Annotated in this window: 20 protein-coding genes and 1 pseudogene; 6 read left to right on the top strand and 15 right to left on the bottom strand. The window is 62.1% G+C overall.

Going from position 1 to position 15750, the window contains the following annotated elements:
* Window positions 1–14 precede the first annotated feature (14 nt).
* From OKW35_RS16585 to OKW35_RS16565, 5 genes are read right to left on the bottom strand one after another with little or no spacing between them, the layout of a single operon-like run.
* Window positions 15–719, bottom strand: coding sequence for a Na(+)/H(+) antiporter subunit B (locus tag OKW35_RS16585; protein ID WP_184059171.1), 705 nt, complete (start codon window positions 717–719; stop codon window positions 15–17).
* Window positions 716–1060 (bottom strand): monovalent cation/H(+) antiporter subunit G, encoded by a 345-nt coding sequence (mnhG, locus tag OKW35_RS16580; RefSeq protein WP_429354800.1) that lies wholly within the window; start codon window positions 1058–1060, stop codon window positions 716–718. Before mnhG ends, OKW35_RS16585 begins: the two co-directional genes overlap by 4 nt.
* A 3-nt stretch (window positions 1061–1063) precedes the next feature.
* Window positions 1064–1306 (bottom strand): hydrogenase subunit MbhD domain-containing protein, encoded by a 243-nt coding sequence (locus OKW35_RS16575; protein WP_018422732.1) that lies wholly within the window; start codon window positions 1304–1306, stop codon window positions 1064–1066.
* Between the two features lie 3 nt (window positions 1307–1309).
* Window positions 1310–1570, bottom strand: a complete 261-nt coding sequence (locus tag OKW35_RS16570) for a monovalent cation/H+ antiporter complex subunit F (protein WP_018422733.1) — start codon at window positions 1568–1570, stop codon at window positions 1310–1312.
* A complete protein-coding gene (locus OKW35_RS16565) occupies window positions 1563–2090 on the bottom strand; it encodes a Na+/H+ antiporter subunit E (RefSeq protein ID WP_429354799.1) in 528 nt (175 codons plus the stop codon). The genes OKW35_RS16570 and OKW35_RS16565 overlap by 8 nt, the downstream gene beginning before the upstream one ends.
* Window positions 2091–2525: 435 nt before the next feature.
* On the opposite strand from OKW35_RS16565, the gene OKW35_RS16560 reads away from it, so the two are divergent.
* From OKW35_RS16560 to OKW35_RS16550, 3 genes are all read left to right on the top strand, one after another.
* Complete coding sequence (locus OKW35_RS16560; RefSeq protein WP_184059167.1) at window positions 2526–3308, top strand: ABC transporter substrate-binding protein; 783 nt, start codon at window positions 2526–2528, stop codon at window positions 3306–3308.
* Between the two features lie 253 nt (window positions 3309–3561).
* Window positions 3562–3888 carry a DUF190 domain-containing protein gene (locus tag OKW35_RS16555; RefSeq protein ID WP_090811812.1) on the top strand — a complete coding sequence of 109 codons (327 nt, stop codon included), beginning with the start codon at window positions 3562–3564 and terminating at the stop codon, window positions 3886–3888.
* A gap of 236 nt (window positions 3889–4124) precedes the next feature.
* Window positions 4125–4409, top strand: coding sequence for a hypothetical protein (locus tag OKW35_RS16550; RefSeq protein WP_184059165.1), 285 nt, complete (start codon window positions 4125–4127; stop codon window positions 4407–4409).
* A gap of 205 nt (window positions 4410–4614) precedes the next feature.
* Here the strand turns inward: OKW35_RS16550 and OKW35_RS16545 are convergent, their stop codons facing one another.
* The 5 genes from OKW35_RS16545 to OKW35_RS16525 all read right to left on the bottom strand — a co-directional run bounded on the left by OKW35_RS16545 (window position 4615) and on the right by OKW35_RS16525 (window position 6984).
* Window positions 4615–5043, bottom strand: a complete 429-nt coding sequence (locus OKW35_RS16545) for a VOC family protein (RefSeq protein WP_429402144.1) — start codon at window positions 5041–5043, stop codon at window positions 4615–4617.
* Between the two features lie 141 nt (window positions 5044–5184).
* Window positions 5185–5664: an SRPBCC family protein gene (locus OKW35_RS16540; protein ID WP_090810571.1), complete on the bottom strand. Its 480-nt coding sequence runs from the start codon at window positions 5662–5664 to the stop codon at window positions 5185–5187.
* Window positions 5657–5992, bottom strand: coding sequence for an ArsR/SmtB family transcription factor (locus OKW35_RS16535; RefSeq protein WP_018422741.1), 336 nt, complete (start codon window positions 5990–5992; stop codon window positions 5657–5659). The genes OKW35_RS16540 and OKW35_RS16535 overlap by 8 nt, the downstream gene beginning before the upstream one ends.
* 122 nt (window positions 5993–6114) lie before the next feature.
* The gene (locus tag OKW35_RS16530; RefSeq protein WP_429354796.1) at window positions 6115–6444 is read right to left on the bottom strand and encodes a hypothetical protein; all 330 of its coding nucleotides are present in this window, start codon (window positions 6442–6444) and stop codon (window positions 6115–6117) included.
* An 87-nt stretch (window positions 6445–6531) separates the two neighbouring features.
* Window positions 6532–6984: a MarR family winged helix-turn-helix transcriptional regulator gene (locus OKW35_RS16525; RefSeq protein WP_090810567.1), complete on the bottom strand. Its 453-nt coding sequence runs from the start codon at window positions 6982–6984 to the stop codon at window positions 6532–6534.
* Window positions 6985–7140: 156 nt separating this feature from the next.
* Between OKW35_RS16525 and OKW35_RS16520 the strand changes: the two genes are divergently transcribed.
* The gene (locus tag OKW35_RS16520) at window positions 7141–7560 is read left to right on the top strand and encodes a PPC domain-containing DNA-binding protein (RefSeq protein ID WP_184023491.1); all 420 of its coding nucleotides are present in this window, start codon (window positions 7141–7143) and stop codon (window positions 7558–7560) included.
* A gap of 39 nt (window positions 7561–7599) precedes the next feature.
* Here the strand turns inward: OKW35_RS16520 and OKW35_RS16515 are convergent, their stop codons facing one another.
* Window positions 7600–8007 carry a LysE family translocator gene (locus OKW35_RS16515; RefSeq protein WP_429487780.1) on the bottom strand — a complete coding sequence of 136 codons (408 nt, stop codon included), beginning with the start codon at window positions 8005–8007 and terminating at the stop codon, window positions 7600–7602.
* A 518-nt stretch (window positions 8008–8525) separates the two neighbouring features.
* Here OKW35_RS16515 and OKW35_RS16510 point away from each other — a divergent pair.
* Window positions 8526–11174: a glycosyl hydrolase family 28 protein gene (locus OKW35_RS16510; RefSeq protein ID WP_429552589.1), complete on the top strand. Its 2649-nt coding sequence runs from the start codon at window positions 8526–8528 to the stop codon at window positions 11172–11174.
* A 111-nt stretch (window positions 11175–11285) separates the two neighbouring features.
* Here OKW35_RS16510 and OKW35_RS16505 read toward each other — a convergent pair.
* The 4 genes and pseudogenes from OKW35_RS16505 to OKW35_RS16490 form a co-directional block, all read right to left on the bottom strand.
* Window positions 11286–11453, bottom strand: a pseudogene (locus OKW35_RS16505) (MAPEG family protein); the annotation flags it as partial.
* A 185-nt stretch (window positions 11454–11638) separates the two neighbouring features.
* Window positions 11639–13303, bottom strand: a complete 1665-nt coding sequence (locus OKW35_RS16500) for an alkaline phosphatase family protein (protein WP_429552588.1) — start codon at window positions 13301–13303, stop codon at window positions 11639–11641.
* Window positions 13300–13917, bottom strand: a complete 618-nt coding sequence (locus OKW35_RS16495; RefSeq protein WP_429402153.1) for a hypothetical protein — start codon at window positions 13915–13917, stop codon at window positions 13300–13302. The genes OKW35_RS16500 and OKW35_RS16495 overlap by 4 nt, the downstream gene beginning before the upstream one ends.
* 17 nt (window positions 13918–13934) lie before the next feature.
* Window positions 13935–14339, bottom strand: a complete 405-nt coding sequence (locus OKW35_RS16490; RefSeq protein ID WP_184059155.1) for a DUF427 domain-containing protein — start codon at window positions 14337–14339, stop codon at window positions 13935–13937.
* 348 nt (window positions 14340–14687) lie between these two features.
* Here OKW35_RS16490 and OKW35_RS16485 point away from each other — a divergent pair, with 348 nt between their 5' ends.
* Window positions 14688–15674 carry a hypothetical protein gene (locus OKW35_RS16485; protein WP_184059269.1) on the top strand — a complete coding sequence of 329 codons (987 nt, stop codon included), beginning with the start codon at window positions 14688–14690 and terminating at the stop codon, window positions 15672–15674.
* Window positions 15675–15750 lie beyond the last annotated feature (76 nt).

Here is a 15750-nt window from a genome sequence, read left to right as displayed (position 1 = left end):
GCTCTCCTTCTCGTTCAGCTTCTGAACCGGTCGATGATGACACTCAACTCCGCGCCGACCTTGACGCCGAGCAGCGTGGAAATCAGCGGGATCGCGCCGGCGCTGAAGAACGCGCCGAATTCGCCGCGCGGCAGAAAGCGCGGGTCGAGAAAACCGCCCGCGAGCACGAGGCCGAGAATGCCGATGCACACGTAGATCACGCCCGCAAGCGACTCGACGACGCTCAGCAGCGCGACGTTCAGCGTCGAACGGGGCCGCGCGAGCAGCATCAGCATCACGGCGGACGCGACGATCGCGCCGCCCTGGAAACCGCCGCCCGCCGACAGATGTCCGTTGACGATCACGTAGCCGCCGAAGGTGAGGATCATCGGCAGCAGCACCTGCTTGCCGGTATGTACGATCTCGCCGGCTGGGCGGCGCGCGGGCGCGGATTCGTCTGCCGCAGCGGCGGAGGTCGCGTTGCTTTCCTCTTTCAGCAGCACCCCGACGCTCGCCGCGACCATGAACAGCACCGCGACTTCGCCGAGTGTGTCGAAGCCGCGAAAGGTGATCAGAATGCCGGTCACGATGTTCGGCGCGCCGAGTTCGAGCGGCCCTCTGACCACGTAGTACCAGGCGAGCGGGCGCAGCGCCTGCAACTCCGTGTAGCCGCCGACCAGCCGCCAGAACACGACCGCGAACAGCAGCACCGTCAGCAGCGCAAACGCGCGACGCATCATGATTCGGCCTCCCCCGCGGTGCGCCCGCCTTCGTCGGCGAGTGCGTCGGTGATCGTGGACGGGGTCATCGGCGTGCGGATCAGCCAGGCGGCGCGCGATAGCGCATGCGAGGACACCGGGTTGGTCACGAGCACGAAGTAGATCAGCAGGATCAGACGGAAGGTCCAGTTCGGGTGATAGAACGCGAGGCCGATCAGCACGAGCATGTTGCCGAGCGTCGACGCCTTGGTGCCGGCCTGAATGCGCGTATACGCATCCGGCATGCGCAGCAGCCCGAGGCCGGCAGAGAACAGAAAGACGGCGCCCACCAGGATGAACACGCTGCCGATCAGTTCGAACATGCGCTAGCCCTTCTGATAACCGGTTTTGCGGATCGCGTACAGAAAGATGAAGGTCGCGAGTCCGGAACCGATCGCGGCTTCGGCCATCGCGACGTCGGGCGCGGCGAGCAGCAGGAAGGCTATCGCGGCGAACAGGCTCGCGAGCCCCGAGCTCACCATCGCGGCCAGCAGATTCTTCAGGCAGACGGCCAGTACGCCGCTCACGAGGATGCTCGCGCACATCAGCAGCAGGAGCAGTTCGAGCATGGCTCACAGCCCCCTTTCGAGAAAGCGCGCAATCGCGAGCACCGCGAGAAAGCTCAGCAGTGCATAGACAAGTGCGACGTCGATATAGACGAAACGACCGGAGACTTGCGCGTACAGCGCGATCAGCGACAGCGAGACGACCGTCAGCATGTCGATCGCGACGATGCGGTCGACGAGGGTCTTGCCGATCACGAGACGGATCACGCCGAACAGGATCGCGAAGAAGATCAGCACGGCGGCGATCCGGAGCATGATCTCAGCCAAAGACTTTCTCCAGATGCTTTTCGAACGGTGCGACGAGTGCCTCGGTCGCTGCGTCGATATCGGTCGTCTTCACGTCGAGCAAGTGAATGAATAGTATGTCGTCCCGAATATCCATGACGAGCGAGCCCGGCGTGAGCGCAATCGAATTGGCGAGCGCGAGACGGCCAAGCGGTGTTTGGAGGCGCGTGCGAACCTTGACGATGCCGGGCTTGATGTCGATACGCGGCGAGTACACCAGCGCCATCACGTTCAGATTGGCGCGTACGAGCTCGACGACGAAGGTCGCGCTATACGCGGCGAAGTGATACGGTGCGCCTGGCGTTAGACGTAGGCGCTGCCATGCTTCGCCCGATGATACGAAGACACGCGCGATGACGAAGGTAATGACGAGACCGACGAGTGCGGGTTCGACGGCGAGCGATGCATTGGCGATCATCCAGATGACGAACAGGACGACCCAGAGGCCAGGCATTCCGCGAGGAACGAACGACGACACCGGTTTTCCGTTGTTCGAAGCCATGTCATCGGTTCCTCAGGAGGCCTTGCGGAAAATTCTAAGTGACAACTTATGGCAAAGCAACCGGCGCACGGTTGTCCGTTGGTGGTCGTTTTGTGTGCGTCAATCCGCGCGGCGCTTATCGGCTGCTCATCGAGTGAATTAGTGTCATTGCGATCTTTTCAATAAAATGGCGCGCGAAAAGCCGACGCCGATCGGCGCGCATTTATTTTGAAACAGACTGCGTTGCCGCGATAAGACACGACGTTGTATCTCTAAGCGGCGCCGTACCGTTTTTTAATCACCTGTGACTGATCGGAATCTGGAAGTCTAGTCGCCAATCTATGCGTGTGCTGCATAAATTGATTTTTTTAATGAATTTGCGCCGGCGACCAGATCCCGGTCGAATGTCGGGTTTCGCGCGGTTTGAATTCTTCAAATGACCAATAAGGAGCAACAATGAAAGCCATGCTGGCAACCCTGACGATTGCGCTGCTGGCCGTCTCGTCCGGAAGCGCAATCGCCAAGGATTGGTCGACCGTGCGGTTCGGGGTCGACGCGAGCTACCCACCGTTCGAATCGAAAGCCGCCGACGGCAAGCTCGTCGGCTTCGATATCGATCTCGGCAATGAGATCTGCCGCCGGCTCAACGCGAAATGCGTGTGGATCGAGAATTCGTTCGACGGCATGATTCCCGCGCTGAAAGGCCGCAAATTCGACGGCGTGCTGTCGACGATGTCGATGACGCCCGCGCGTCAGGCGCAGATCGCGTTCTCGTCGAAGGTGTTCCGCATTCCGACGCGTCTGGTCGCGAAGAAGGGCTCGCCGATCGAGCCGACGCCGGAAGCGCTGAAGGGCAAGCGCATCGGCGTCGAGCAGGGCTCGATTCAGGAAACCTACGCGAAGACGTATTGGGAGCCGGCCGGCGCCGCGATCGTGTCGTATCAGGATCAGGATCTGGTTTATTCGGATCTGCTTGCCGGCCGTATCGACGCGTCACTGCAAAACGCGGTGCAAGCCGATATCGGCTTTTTGCGCACCGCGCGCGGCAAGGACTTCGGATTTGCCGGCAATCCGCTTTACGACGCGAAAACGCTCGGCAGCGGCACAGCGATTGGTTTGCGTAAAGAAGATACCGATCTGCAGGAAAAGATCGACAAAGCCATTGCCGAGATCCGCGCCGATGGCACTTACGACCGCATTGCGAAAAAGTATTTCGATTTCGACGTGTACGGTCAGTGAGCCGGGGCCGCGCCGCACGTGACCAGTTTCGACTTGGCACTCGCGCGGCCCGACACCTAAACTTGTGTCATGACCGTCCCGAGCCGTGCTGCGGCAAGCGGGGATGCCCGAATCGGTTGCAACCGGCGCCTCACGCGGCGCGGCAGGTTTCCGCTTACAAAAGTCAGCGGGCAGGGGACGGCGCAATGCGGCCACCGGCTCGCGTGCGGATCGCCTCGCGCACACGGCGCGATCCGCATTGGGGGGCACCGACATGCACGGCTTTCAGATCACGTTCTTCACCCAGCAGGGGCGCAGCCATCATGGCAAGCCGCTTGCCGACTGGCTCGTGCGTCTCGCGAGCGAACTCGGCCTGCGCGGCGCGACCCTGATCCCGGCTAGCGAAGGCATCGGCCATCATCATCGCATTCACTCCGCGCACTTCTTCGAGCTTGCCGATCAGCCGTTGTCCGTCGTGATGGCGGTGACGAGCGACGAAGCCGATCGGCTGTTCGATCGACTGCGCGCGGAAGGTTTGCATCTGTTCTACGTGAAGACGACCGCCGAGTTCGGCGTCGTCGGCGAGGCCGACGGGGCTTGAACGACCGGGCCTCGATGGCAAGCCCCACGCCTCGCTCGTCCAGGCGACGAAGTCGGCCGCCATGTCGGAATCGGTGCGTGCTTCCAGCTTGCCGCTGCGGCACGCGTGGCGGAACACCTCGTAGTCCTTCTCGACCTGGTCCGCGTACGCGCGCGAGTAGACGCGCGCCCGGTGTGGCTATTGGGCATGGCGCATGCTCCGCTGCAAGAGGCGAGTCATCCCAGGGAGAGCGAATCATGCGGCAGGTTTCGGCAAACATGCTGATCGCGCTGTCGGCCGTTGCGTTGCTGGCGGGCGCGTCCGGCTGCAAGCGGACGGCCGGGAATGGCGGTATCTCGACGGGCCAGGTGAGCAGCGGTGTCATGAGCAATTCGGCGAGCCCGCGCGGCACACCGGGCGATAGCGACGCGGCAAATCGTGCGAACGCCGAGGCGGGCGCGGCGGCGAGCGCAGCGCCCGCCGCGAGCGACGCCGCGTCGGTCCACAGCACGCCGGCGAGCACGGCGTCCGCGACGCAGTAAGCGTCGCTTAGGTGCGACGGCGCATTGGTCGCCGTTCCATGCGCGCAGGCTTGCTCTCGGTCCTGCGCATGGCGACGCCGCGCGCAGCAGGCGCCGCCTTCCTGGCAGACATGACTCATGGAAAGACGGAACGGCCAGGTAGTTGCGCCGCGGCGAAGCGGCGCTCGCGCGTGCGTGTGATATGGAACGCCAGCCCGCTTCAATGCTATGCCGTGGGCTCCTCGTGCCGCACATTGACCATCCATGGCACGCCGAAGCGGTCGATCAACGTGCCGAAGCCGCTGGTCCAGAAGGTCTGCTGGAATGGCATCGTGATCTGTCCGCCGTCCGCCAGCGCGTTGAAGTATTTTTCTCCGGACGTCTGGTCGTCGGCGGTGACCGACAGGCTGAAGCCCGCATGCACGGCGTTGCCGCCGCGGCAATCGCCATCCGACATCAGCACGTGCGTGTTACCGATGACGAGCGTCGCGTGCAGGATCTTGTCGGCGTGTTCGGGCTCCACCGGGCGAGCGGGATCGGGCGGCGCGTCTTTCGCGCGCAGCTTCAGCAACTCCTGCGCGCCGAGCGCCGAACGATAGAACTCAATGGCTTCCTCACAACGGCCATTGAAGAACAGATAGGGCTGGATTTCCATGCTGATTTCCTGAGACGGGGGAGGGTCGGGCGGACGATTCTATCAGCGTGATCTCGCGGATGGACGGCTGTCGAACCTGCGATGCATCGATCGGCCCCACGATGAAGCCACACACCTGATGCTCTACAGCTTGTCCCCGCATCAGGCCTTCCCGGCATGACTCCCGCCATTGGCCGGATAAGCCTCCTGCAACGCGATCGAGCCTGTCTCCAGCAGCGATTTGAGGTTGGACATGATCTTCGGCCAGCCACCCGACACCGCCTCGATGAATTTCGATGGATCACGCTCGATCGTATGCGTGAGCGTCAACTTGACCGCCGTTCCGCTCGGTTCGAGCTCCATCGTGCAGCGCGAATCGCCTTCGGCCTGCAACTCGGGACGAATCTGGTGCTGCCAGCGGATCACCAGACGCCGCGGCGGATCGGCCTCGACGATCTCGCCCGCGTCGAAAATCTGGCCGCCGCTCGACACGAGTTTCCACGACGAGCCCGCCGTCCATTCGCTTTCGCAGTGCATGCCGAACCAGTACTGCTTGATGAACTCCGCGTCGGTGAGCGCCGACCACAACTGTTCCGGCGTAGTGCGGATATAGGTCACATAGACGAACGTCGATCTAGTCATTGCCTTTCTCCAGGCGTCGTTTCAGGGTCGAGAGCGCCTTCAGGCGCGGCTTTTCGAACTTGGCAATCCAGCGCTCGTAGATCTGCTGCAGCGGCACCGGATTGAGGAAGTGCAACTTTTCGCGCCCGCTGCGTACGGTAACGACGAGGTTAGCCGCTTCCAGCAGGCCCAGATGCTGGGTCACGCCTTGCCGCGTCATGTCGAGGTGGTCGCACAGGTCGTTCAGAGTCTGGCCGTCGTGCGCGTGCAGCACATCCAGCAGCTTGCGCCGGCTCGGATCGGCGAGGGCTTTGAATAGCACGTCGGTGTCGTCGGGGCGCTCGGCCATGAACGGCTACAGGCAAGTAATTTGTTGCATTTACTATAGGCAAGAAATTGCTTGCATGTCAAGGCGACGTGAGGGACGCTCCGCAGGTTCGACACAAGCGCCGACTACCGTTTACGAGGTGCTCAAGTACGTTTCGGAATGTTGCCGCCATGCAAAGGACCGAACAGCCGCGCACAGAGCATGCCCATCGCCAGGATACCGAGGCCGAATGGCACGGCATCACCGGTTGCCTCGATCCGAAAGTCGCCAACACGAAAAACCAGAAGATAGCCGACGACCATATTGAAGAAGCCCCACAGTACATTGACAGTCGATGACGACAGCCCTTTTCCGGACGGCTTCGCGAACGGGCTCTGAAACGGCTCGCCCATCACACCGCAGACGAAATGCGGCACGGCATTCGCGAACAGAACACCGCCGAAAAAATAAGAGACGACATGCGGCCAATCCATTTCAGTTGCTCCTTGAATCGAGTAAATCGATGAGGTCGCGGGCTGTGCCCGTTTCGATGCCGGTTCGGATGAAGTACCTGCAAACGTTCAGGAGTCAGCGAGCCGCTGCAGCAGTTCCACCGCGGCGGCGAGCGTGGCCTGTTCTCGCGGCGATAGCTGCGCTTGCAAGGCACCGATCAGCCAGTCCTCTTTGGCCGCCCGACTTGCCTTGAGCGTTCGTCTGAACGTGGGGGTGAGATGGATAAGGGTTTTGCGTCCGTCGGTTGGATCCGCTTCGCCTTTGACGACGCCCAGCGTCTCCAGACCGGCAACGGTAATGCGCATGGACTGTGGTTTTACGCGCTGCGCTCGCGCTAGCGCGGAAACTGTGGCTGGGCCGTCGCGCTCCAGATGAAACAGCACCGACTTCTGCGCCGACGTAAAGTCGCTCGATTGCGAATGTTCTCGCGCGCGGCGAACCAGTTTGCTCACGGCAATGCGCAGTTCGCCCGCAAGGGCGGCTAGATCGGTAGATTGGGAAGACGGTGATTGTCGTGACATGCCGAGAACATAGCAGATATACAGTTTAACTGTACAAGTAAACTGAAGATACTTTCGCCGTCGAGTCCGCACGAACCCAGCATAAACAAGCGCCTGTGAGATACTTCCTCATTCACGCATAATCCCCGAGTCCACCGCGTCTCAACCGGCCCAGGCATGCAAGCCCATCCCCTCCGACTCGCGCCCGGCGACGACCTTCGCGTCGCCGTCGAAGACGCGCTTCGTCAACGCGACCTGCAAGCGGCCTTCGTCGTCCAGGGCATCGGCAGCCTCCACGTTGCGGCATTGAGGTTCGCTGGCGCCCAAGCGCCGACGGAAATTCGCGGCGACCTCGAAATATTGACCCTCGCAGGCTCCGTCTCGCCCGATGGCGCTCATCTGCACATGTCGATCGCGGATGCGCGCGGGCAGGTGTTCGGCGGTCATGTGGCGCGCGGCTGCACGGTACGCACGACCGTCGAGTTGTTGCTCGTGTCGGTTCCGGGCTATTCGTTCGCGCGGGAGCCTGATCCGCAGACGGGTTTTATGGAACTCGTGATTCGTGGCGGCGGCGCTCCGCAGTCCGGCTCCGCCTGATCACGCAAAGGCGCTATCGCTTCGCGCGCCGGTAGTCGCTCAACGCCCCGCCAACATCCGCCCGCCGAGCCCCACCAACAGCACACCCGCTGCCGTATCCAGCCCGGCCTTGCGCCGAACCAGCGCGCGCCGAACCGACGGATGCGAGGCAAGCAACGCCATCGCGCAGTACCACGCGCACGAAATGCCGATCGACAGCGCCACGACCGCGATATCGAGCCACAACGGCGCATGCGCGGGCACCATCAACGCAAAGATGCTGCCGTAGAACGCGATCGACTTCGGGTTCGTCATGCTGACGAAATAGCCTTTCTTCGTCGCAGCCCAGCCGGACGCGGCGGCGAGCCCAAGGCCGGTCATCATGCCGGCGCTTAGCAACAGGACGCCCGCAAGCGCAAGCAGGATGTTGGCGGAATGCAAGATGAATCCCCCGTGGCGGGCCGACATGGGTCCGAGCGATCGCTCCGACGCTTTCATCATACCGGCGCGCTTCGGCCCGGCTGACCGTGTCCCTGATATGGGGAGGTCGGGTTTACTGTAATTGAAAGAGTGTGCCCTTTCGAAGCATGATTCGTCGTACGTTGTACGATGAATTTCAATGTTGCCCGACAACTTGGTTCGCGAGCTCGCGGAGTCGGTTGCCGGCGAGGCTGCCGCATGGTCGGCTCGCAGCCAGAAAATAACCTTCGAGACGCAGTCCCATGCTGGGCAAGGCATTTCTCTTGCAATGCGTTCTCGAGATCCGGCCGGGAGCCGGATGGTTGCGTCGAAATAAGTTGGGTGATCTTTGGTTTTCCGCCCTCGCGCGTCGGCAGTGGAAGCTCCCGATTTCAGGTTGTACCTTATACGATGTCTTATAACAAATATTGATGGTCCACATGCCCTGACGCTTTCCCCGCCGCATCCGCGCGAAGGGCGAGGCCTGCCAGGAACACGCAGTGGATCCACTCCCAAGGAGATAACTTATGAAGATGCGCTCAGTCCGAGAGCTTGCGGTCCTCGGCCTGTTTGTTCTGACCGTCGCCGGTTGCGGTGAGGGTAATAACATTTCAGGTCCAGGTACGAGCTCGACCACGCCACCCACCAACCCGACTTCGCCGACCTCCCCGGTCTGGACGCCCGGCCGCTACGCTGGCGACACGAACCTGCCGGATTCGCCGTCTTTGCCGGCGGACACCCAGGTTTGCTCGACGCTTCAGGCAAGCAATAACCTGGTGAAGAACGCGGACGGCTCGCTGCCGCTCACCTCGGATCCGACGCCGGTCACCTACGGCGGCGCAACCACGGCGCTGAACAACCCCGACCAGGCGCGTATCCAGGCCGCGCTCGACGCGTGCGGCGCCGCCGTGGACGCGGAAGTCGGCGCGAAGATTACGCAGGCCGATCAGCAGGCAGCCGCTACGCAACAGGCGGCCAATAATCCGAACGTCAACATCGCGGGCGCATCGAGCGAAACGCTGTCGAACCCGACCTACAAGGCCACCAAGTTCGCGGTGCGTCTCGTCAAGAACAGCGGCGGCGCCGGCAATGCATTCCTGAGCGGTCCGCTCGTTCTGCCGTCGGGCGTCACGCTGTGGATCGACGACGGCGTCACGCTGTTCGCGAGCCGCGACGTGGTCGTCTACGACAAAACCGCGCAGGATCGGCCGAACGCGATCACCTGCGGCGCCGCGATCAACAACCCGGCCGGGCTTCCCGCGCCTGTCGGCACCGCCAACGCGGGCGCGGCGACCATCGCGGGCACGAGCGGCATGCAGAACTGCTATCCGCTGATCCGCGGCACGCATACGGTCAACGCGTCGATCATGGGCACGGGCTCGATCGATGCGCGTGGCTACATGCCGCTGATCAGCTCGTCGCCGCAATATCCGACGATCCGCTGGGCCACCGGCGTCACCGAGGCGTTCACGTATTCGGGCAACAACATCACGGGCGTGACGACGCCGAAGTTCAGCTGCACGAACACGATCGCCGCTTACCGTGCGGGCACGCTCGCGCCGGAAGGCACCGCTTGCGATGTGGTCACCGCGATGGGCAAGACGACGCTGACCACGCCGGCCGTCACCTATGTGGTGAACCGCCAGGCAACCAGCATCCCAGGCGGCTACACGGTTACGGGCGGCGGCTGTACCGCTGGCACGGGCGGTTGCGCACGCTGGGTGCCGGCAAGCTGGTGGGATATCTCGTACCACGGCAACAAGGACATCGGGGGCGGCCCGTACAGCTTCCAGGGCAACCCCGGCATGCTGTGGATGCAGCAGTCGAAGAACCTGTCGCTGTATCAGATCACGTTGCGCAACAGCACGTTCTTCACCGTCGAAGCCGACGGCGTGGACGGCCTCACCGTGTGGGGCATCAAGATCATCACGCCGTTGCTGCCGGATGCGGCGAACCAGGCGAGCGTCGGCATGAACAACGACGGCTTCGACGGCGTCAGCGGTTCGTACTCGCACCTCTATACGGGCGCGACGATCGATGCCAGCTCGACGGGCGTGAAGAACACCGACGGTGTCGACCCGAGCGTTGCAGCGGGTCCGGAACACGCGGCTCTCGGCACGGGCAGCAAGACGACGTCAGCAGGCCAGGTGTACTTCGACGGCTACGTGAAGAACGTCGCGATCGTGTACAACTTCCTGAGCCCGTCCGACGACAACGTCGCGTTCAAGGGCGGTCTGCAGGATCCGCGTCCGGCGGCGGCACAGGGCGCGACGACGCCGGCCAACATGCTGTGGGCCATCGACGGTAACCGCGACGTTTCGTCGAACCGCACGTACGGCATCACGGTGGCGCACAACCACAACTACAACGGCCATGGTCTGTCGATCGGCAGCCCGACGAATACAGGTGTCCGAAACATTCACTTCTACGACAACTACTTCGACAATATCTACGACGGCACCAATTCGTCGACGGATATGGGCGTCGTGGGGCTGCGTATCAAAAGCGGTCAGGCACGCGGCGGCGACGTCAGCAACATCTACTATGACGGCGCATGTATGCGTGGCGTGAAGGATTTCCTCGTGTTCGACATGTACTACACGGGCCCGAGTGCCGATCCGATCTCGTACACGGGGTTGGGGTGGCTGGTGCCGAGCTTCCACGACATCAACCTCAGCAACATCCGCATGATGAACATCCCGGCCAACAAGACTGCGGGCAAGAACGGCGGCGGCGGCCTGACCTTCCGCGGTCTGCATGCCGACACGGCATACGCCAATACGCAGAGCGTGATCCAGCTGAACCTGGATAACGTGGTCGCGGACAAGGATGTCACGATGTCGATTGCGAACCTGAGCAAGCCTGTCGTGAACATTGGCGCGCTCGATGGCTCGACGCAATCGAAGGCCGCCAACGCCACGCTGAACCTGGGCGCGAACGTGAGCCTGATTGGCTCGTCGATGGCTCACGGCACGGGCGGTATCCTGACGAACACGTCGAGCGGCGCGGGCAAGTACACGACCCCGACGAACACGTTGAACCTGACCGTCAATGGCAGCGACGACGCCGGCGCCGCGGGCGACACGAATCCGGCGGCCACGATCGTCTCGCAGAATGCGAAGCTGTCGCTGTGCGATCAGGCTTCGTCCTGGCCGGTTTTCCCGAATGTGAAGTAAGCGTGGTTGCTTGAAAGACCAGGACCCACGCTGTCAGGCTGCGGGTCTTTTTGAAGCCTCACGGGTGACTGTGGGGCTTATTTTCTTTTGGGCTAGCGCGGGAAGTCATCATTCCGCGGTATTGCCATGCGCTCGAACCAGCTTGTGCAGCGGGTTGGCCGGATCGTCGGCGCAGCCCGCATTGGTGCGTTCGCGAAAACGCGTCATCGATACCGACAAGCCGAGGCAGAATAACAGCAGCCCCAACACCGCGACGCATCCGAGAGCAATGTTGTTCATGGCAGCGGCTCCTTGTCAGGCAATCGACGCACGCCTGTTTGGCGAGAATCAGGCGGCCCCCATTCTCGCACGGGCCGGCACGCGAGGTCCGCGCGGCTGGACCCCGCAAAAACGACGGCGCCGCGATCGTTCCAACACCGATCGCGGCGCAGCTTACTACTCAAATACGTGGACTACGGCCATGCTTAGTCTTTGTGATCGAATTCCGGCAGCGCACGCGTTCCTTCAATCGCGACCGAATGCAGCAGCTCAGGCTTCAGATCGAGCAGACGCAAGATCGTCGGCGCGACCTGCGTGGTCAGCACCGGCTCGTCATTGACCTGCCCGGCGTGATGCGTGTGAGGCACGTACATCACGAGGCCGAGATGGCTGTCGTCGGGCGCGTTGCCGCCATGCTCTTCGTCCTTGGACGTGCTCGACGTATAGATGACGCCCGGGTTCGGTTGAACGATGATGTCGGGCGTACGGCCGCGCGACGGGTCGCCGAACCGGTTAGCCAGTTGCGGGCCGGACAGGATGTACGCCTGAGGGCCGTCCGCGCAAATGCCGGGTGCGTTGCAGCTCAGATTGGCTTTCAGCGTCTTCACGACCGAAGACACCTGGCTTTGATCGCGCAGCCAGATCAGGCCGACGTCGTCGGTCTGCACGAAACCCGTGCCGACAAGTCCGGTGCCGTCGTTGAGGTTGCCGCTCTTCGTAGCGGCCTGCCCGAAATTGCCGCCCGAATCCAGGTAGTTGTTGGCTTCGAGCAACTTGGTCAGCGTATCGCCGTTCTTCACGAGCTTCGAATGATCGGTCGGCGACTGGCCATGCTTCGCGGTCACGATGATCGCCGTCGACGAATAGAGATTGCGTTGCTTCAGTTCGGACACGACGCGTCCCAACGCGTCGTCGATATACGCGATCGCGCCGGCGACTTGCGGACCCGGCGTGAAGCTCGCATCCAGATAGCCGCCGCCCGACGCGACCGTGGCCTTCTGCGCGACGCTCAGCGTCTGGAAGTTGGCGCCGAACACGGTCGGCACCGCGACGTTCTTTTGACCTGTCGAATCCTGGCCATCGATTTCATTGATCAGCGATTGCACGTGGTAGTTGTCGAACTTCTCCGTGTGCGTGTACGTGTCGAGGTAGTAGGTATTGGTATCTGGATCGATCGAATTTATTTCGGTACGCGAAAGGTCGTCGACGCCCGCGCCCGACGGTCCGTTGAGCCAGTCGTAGCCCCACGCGTGCTTGTCCGCCCACGCGGTGCGCGCGCCGTTGACGTTGCCCTTGATCACTTCGAAAACCGTGTTGGTCTTCAGATAGTTGTGCGGATAGACGGGAGTACAGACGCCATTGACGAGCGCATGCGGAATCGCCTGCGGATTGAACGCGCCGCCGCCGTCGAGATGGATCAGCGCGCCGCCGTTCTCGCCGTCGATGCCGGTCGTTTCATCGAAGACGACATTCCAGCCGGTCGGGCCCGTGCAATGGGTATCGGAAGGCGCATAGAGCGTGCGGTCGTAGGAGACGTCGTAGAACAGCCCCGCGGACTTCGGCGAGCCGCCGGTCACGAGCGCGGCGAGGCCCGGAAACGAATCCGACAGTCCCGGTGTATGCGCGTTCGTATAGGTGGTGCCTGACTTTGCGAGCAGCGCCAGGTTAGGGCACGTATTCGCGCCGATGCAACGCGCGACGTCCTGCTCATGCAGACCGTCGAAGCTGATCAGCAGCACATGCTTGACGGACGCGCGATCGCGATCGTGATCGTCGCCGGCTGTTGCGACTGCCGAGTACAACCCGGCGAGTAGTGCGACGGCGGCGCACATTGCGCTTTGCTTACGCTTCCATTTCGTGATCGGTTTCATGTCTCGTCCTTTTGTTTGACAACGAATTTGGGTAGTGCGGGACGAATTTGAACCGTAAAAAAGTCATTTGCGTGACCTGAAATTAATATTTGGCAATACTGAGGTGTTAAGGTCTTGTTAAGCTTGGGGTGATCCATTCGACGCGCATGCGCTGTGAACCTGATTCGATTCCGCGCGTGATTTTTCGCGAGTCGGCAAGCATAAAAATGGCACGGGCTATTGCAGACCCTGCCGTTTCGCCGGTCGGGTAGTCGAATACCGCCAGGCGTCATCCCAGTGAATGAATCAAGGCCTGATCCGTCACCTGCACCGGGCCTGACCTTGATCGATTGACTATAAAGCGGCGGCAGCGTCGAGCAAAACTCGTCGAGGTCTCCTTGTGGCATGCCGGGCTTAACGTATTGCAAAGGCGACGGGTTTACGTGGGGCAGTGGACTTTCCATCGTCGAACCGTACGCGCCGAGTTCAAGCAGGCCTTGCGAACCGCTGTCGGGGCCGAGCGCCATCACGAACGTGCAGTATTGGTGGAAGCAGCGGCCGCCGCGCGGCGGCGCCGCCGTCCGTGCCGCTCGCGCCATGCCGGTCGCCGCGATCGCCGCGCCCGCACGCGGCATGACGCGCGCGCGTTCGCCTAGTGCGCGGCCGGCTCCTGCGTGATGGAATCCACGCGGTCGGGATAGAACGCAAGGTGCTCGCGGATCGGCGCGACAGCGTCGTATGGGTGCTCGTAGGTCCACACCGCGTTGGTGCCGCGCTCGCCGGCCGAAGGAATCGAGAAGTATGCGCATTCGCCCTTGTACGGACAATAAGTGGCGTGCGCCGTGCGTTCGAGCCGGGTCATGTCGACGTCCTTGCGCGGGATGTACAGCACGGCCAGATAGCGGGCTTCGAGCAGCGTCAATGCGTCGTGCGTATCGGCAATCACGTGACCGCCTGCCATGACGATCACGCGCGCGTGGTGGTGCTCGATCATGATTGGATGATCCGGGCCGGGGATCTTGACGGGTTTGTCGTTCGGGACCGAATGAGTGGACATAACGAGGCTCCCTGCGAAAGTGGGGCTGCGAGGTTTCGTGAGTCGACGGCGATGTTCGTCGCCGAACGCCACGCAAGCGACTGAAGATCGCCCGTATTGCCGTACTACTTCCTTTCAGGTATTTCTATCACATACTAACGCAGACCTTCCAGGTGCTGTGAGCGGCGCAATGCCCGTCGGAATTGCATCAGTTGCGTGCGCGTGCTTTTGTGCAACGGGATGGCGACTTCGCGGAAGACGAACACGATCAGCCGACTGACAGGAGCGCGTCATGCTCGTTGGATATGCCGTGTATGACCCTGCAAGTGAGCCTGCAATCTCGTCGACAAATGGCGAGGTTGTTTGACTATGCCGGCGCTTCGGAAGTGTTGGTCACTTCGCGCATTTGGGGCGTGTGCCGCTCTAACCTTGAACCTGTTGTCCTGCCCTTCGCACGCACAGGTCGCGCCGAGGCAATTGTCGAGCAATACCGTGATTGGCGGCAATGTAAAGCAGCACGCAGACGCTGTGCTCGCGATCATGACCTACACGACAGTCCCGGACGTTACGACCAGTAACCTGTCGGTCAACAACGGCCTGACGGGTAATCCCGGCTTTGGGCAGACGCAATTTGGCGGCGGCTTCACCCTCAGCAGGTCGTTTCCGTTGTACATGGAGGGCACGCTCGCCTACAGCCGCTACGATCCGATCTTCATTGCCACGGATGGCGCCCAGCAGCGTGCGGTGCCGACGAAGTGGAACACCTTCAGTGGCACGGTCGGCCTGGGGTGGGATTTCCGCATCACGGACGAACTGGTATTCCGTCCGATCTTGAACGGCACGATTGGGCGTGTCTCGAGTGACCTGAAGGTAGGGCAGACCCTCTTCAATCGTGTCACCGACAGCAACCTGCAGTTCCTCGAAAACGGCTCGCTGAACGCCTACGGCTATGGTGGCTCCCTGATGCTCGACTACGAGCATTACCGCGAAAACTACGAAATCGACGCCGAACTGCGGGCAACCGATATTTACCTGCGCAGCTTCGGCGGTTCGTCGGAGGCCGTTCAGGGCTCGGCCATGGCGCAGCAGGTGAGCCTATGGACGCGCTGGCGCGCGCCCACCGGCTGGCACGCGCTGGACCGGCCGGTCCGCTATGTGCTGGAAGCCGCTTACTCGCATTATTTCGGCGATAGTGCCGGCGTGCTGGGTTTCAACGACCTCACGTCGCTGGGAGTCGGCCTCGAACTCGACAGCAGCAGGTATCCCGTCATCGTCACCCGTACGCGGGCGATGGTGCGCTATGTGTTCGGTCGCAACGTGCACGGGGTGTCGTTCGGATTCGCGATGAGTTTCTAGCCGGGCCAGCTTGCCGGTCCAGCAACGAGGCTCGAACCCATGCGCGCGATCCAATGCTTCTCGTTCTCGCGCGGCC

The organism is Paraburkholderia sp. MM5477-R1, assembly GCF_050436385.1.
Taxonomy (GTDB): Bacteria; Pseudomonadota; Gammaproteobacteria; order Burkholderiales; family Burkholderiaceae; genus Paraburkholderia; species Paraburkholderia tuberum.
The sequence above is the reverse complement of the archived record's forward strand: the minus strand, read 5'-3'. Positions and strand labels throughout refer to the sequence as shown.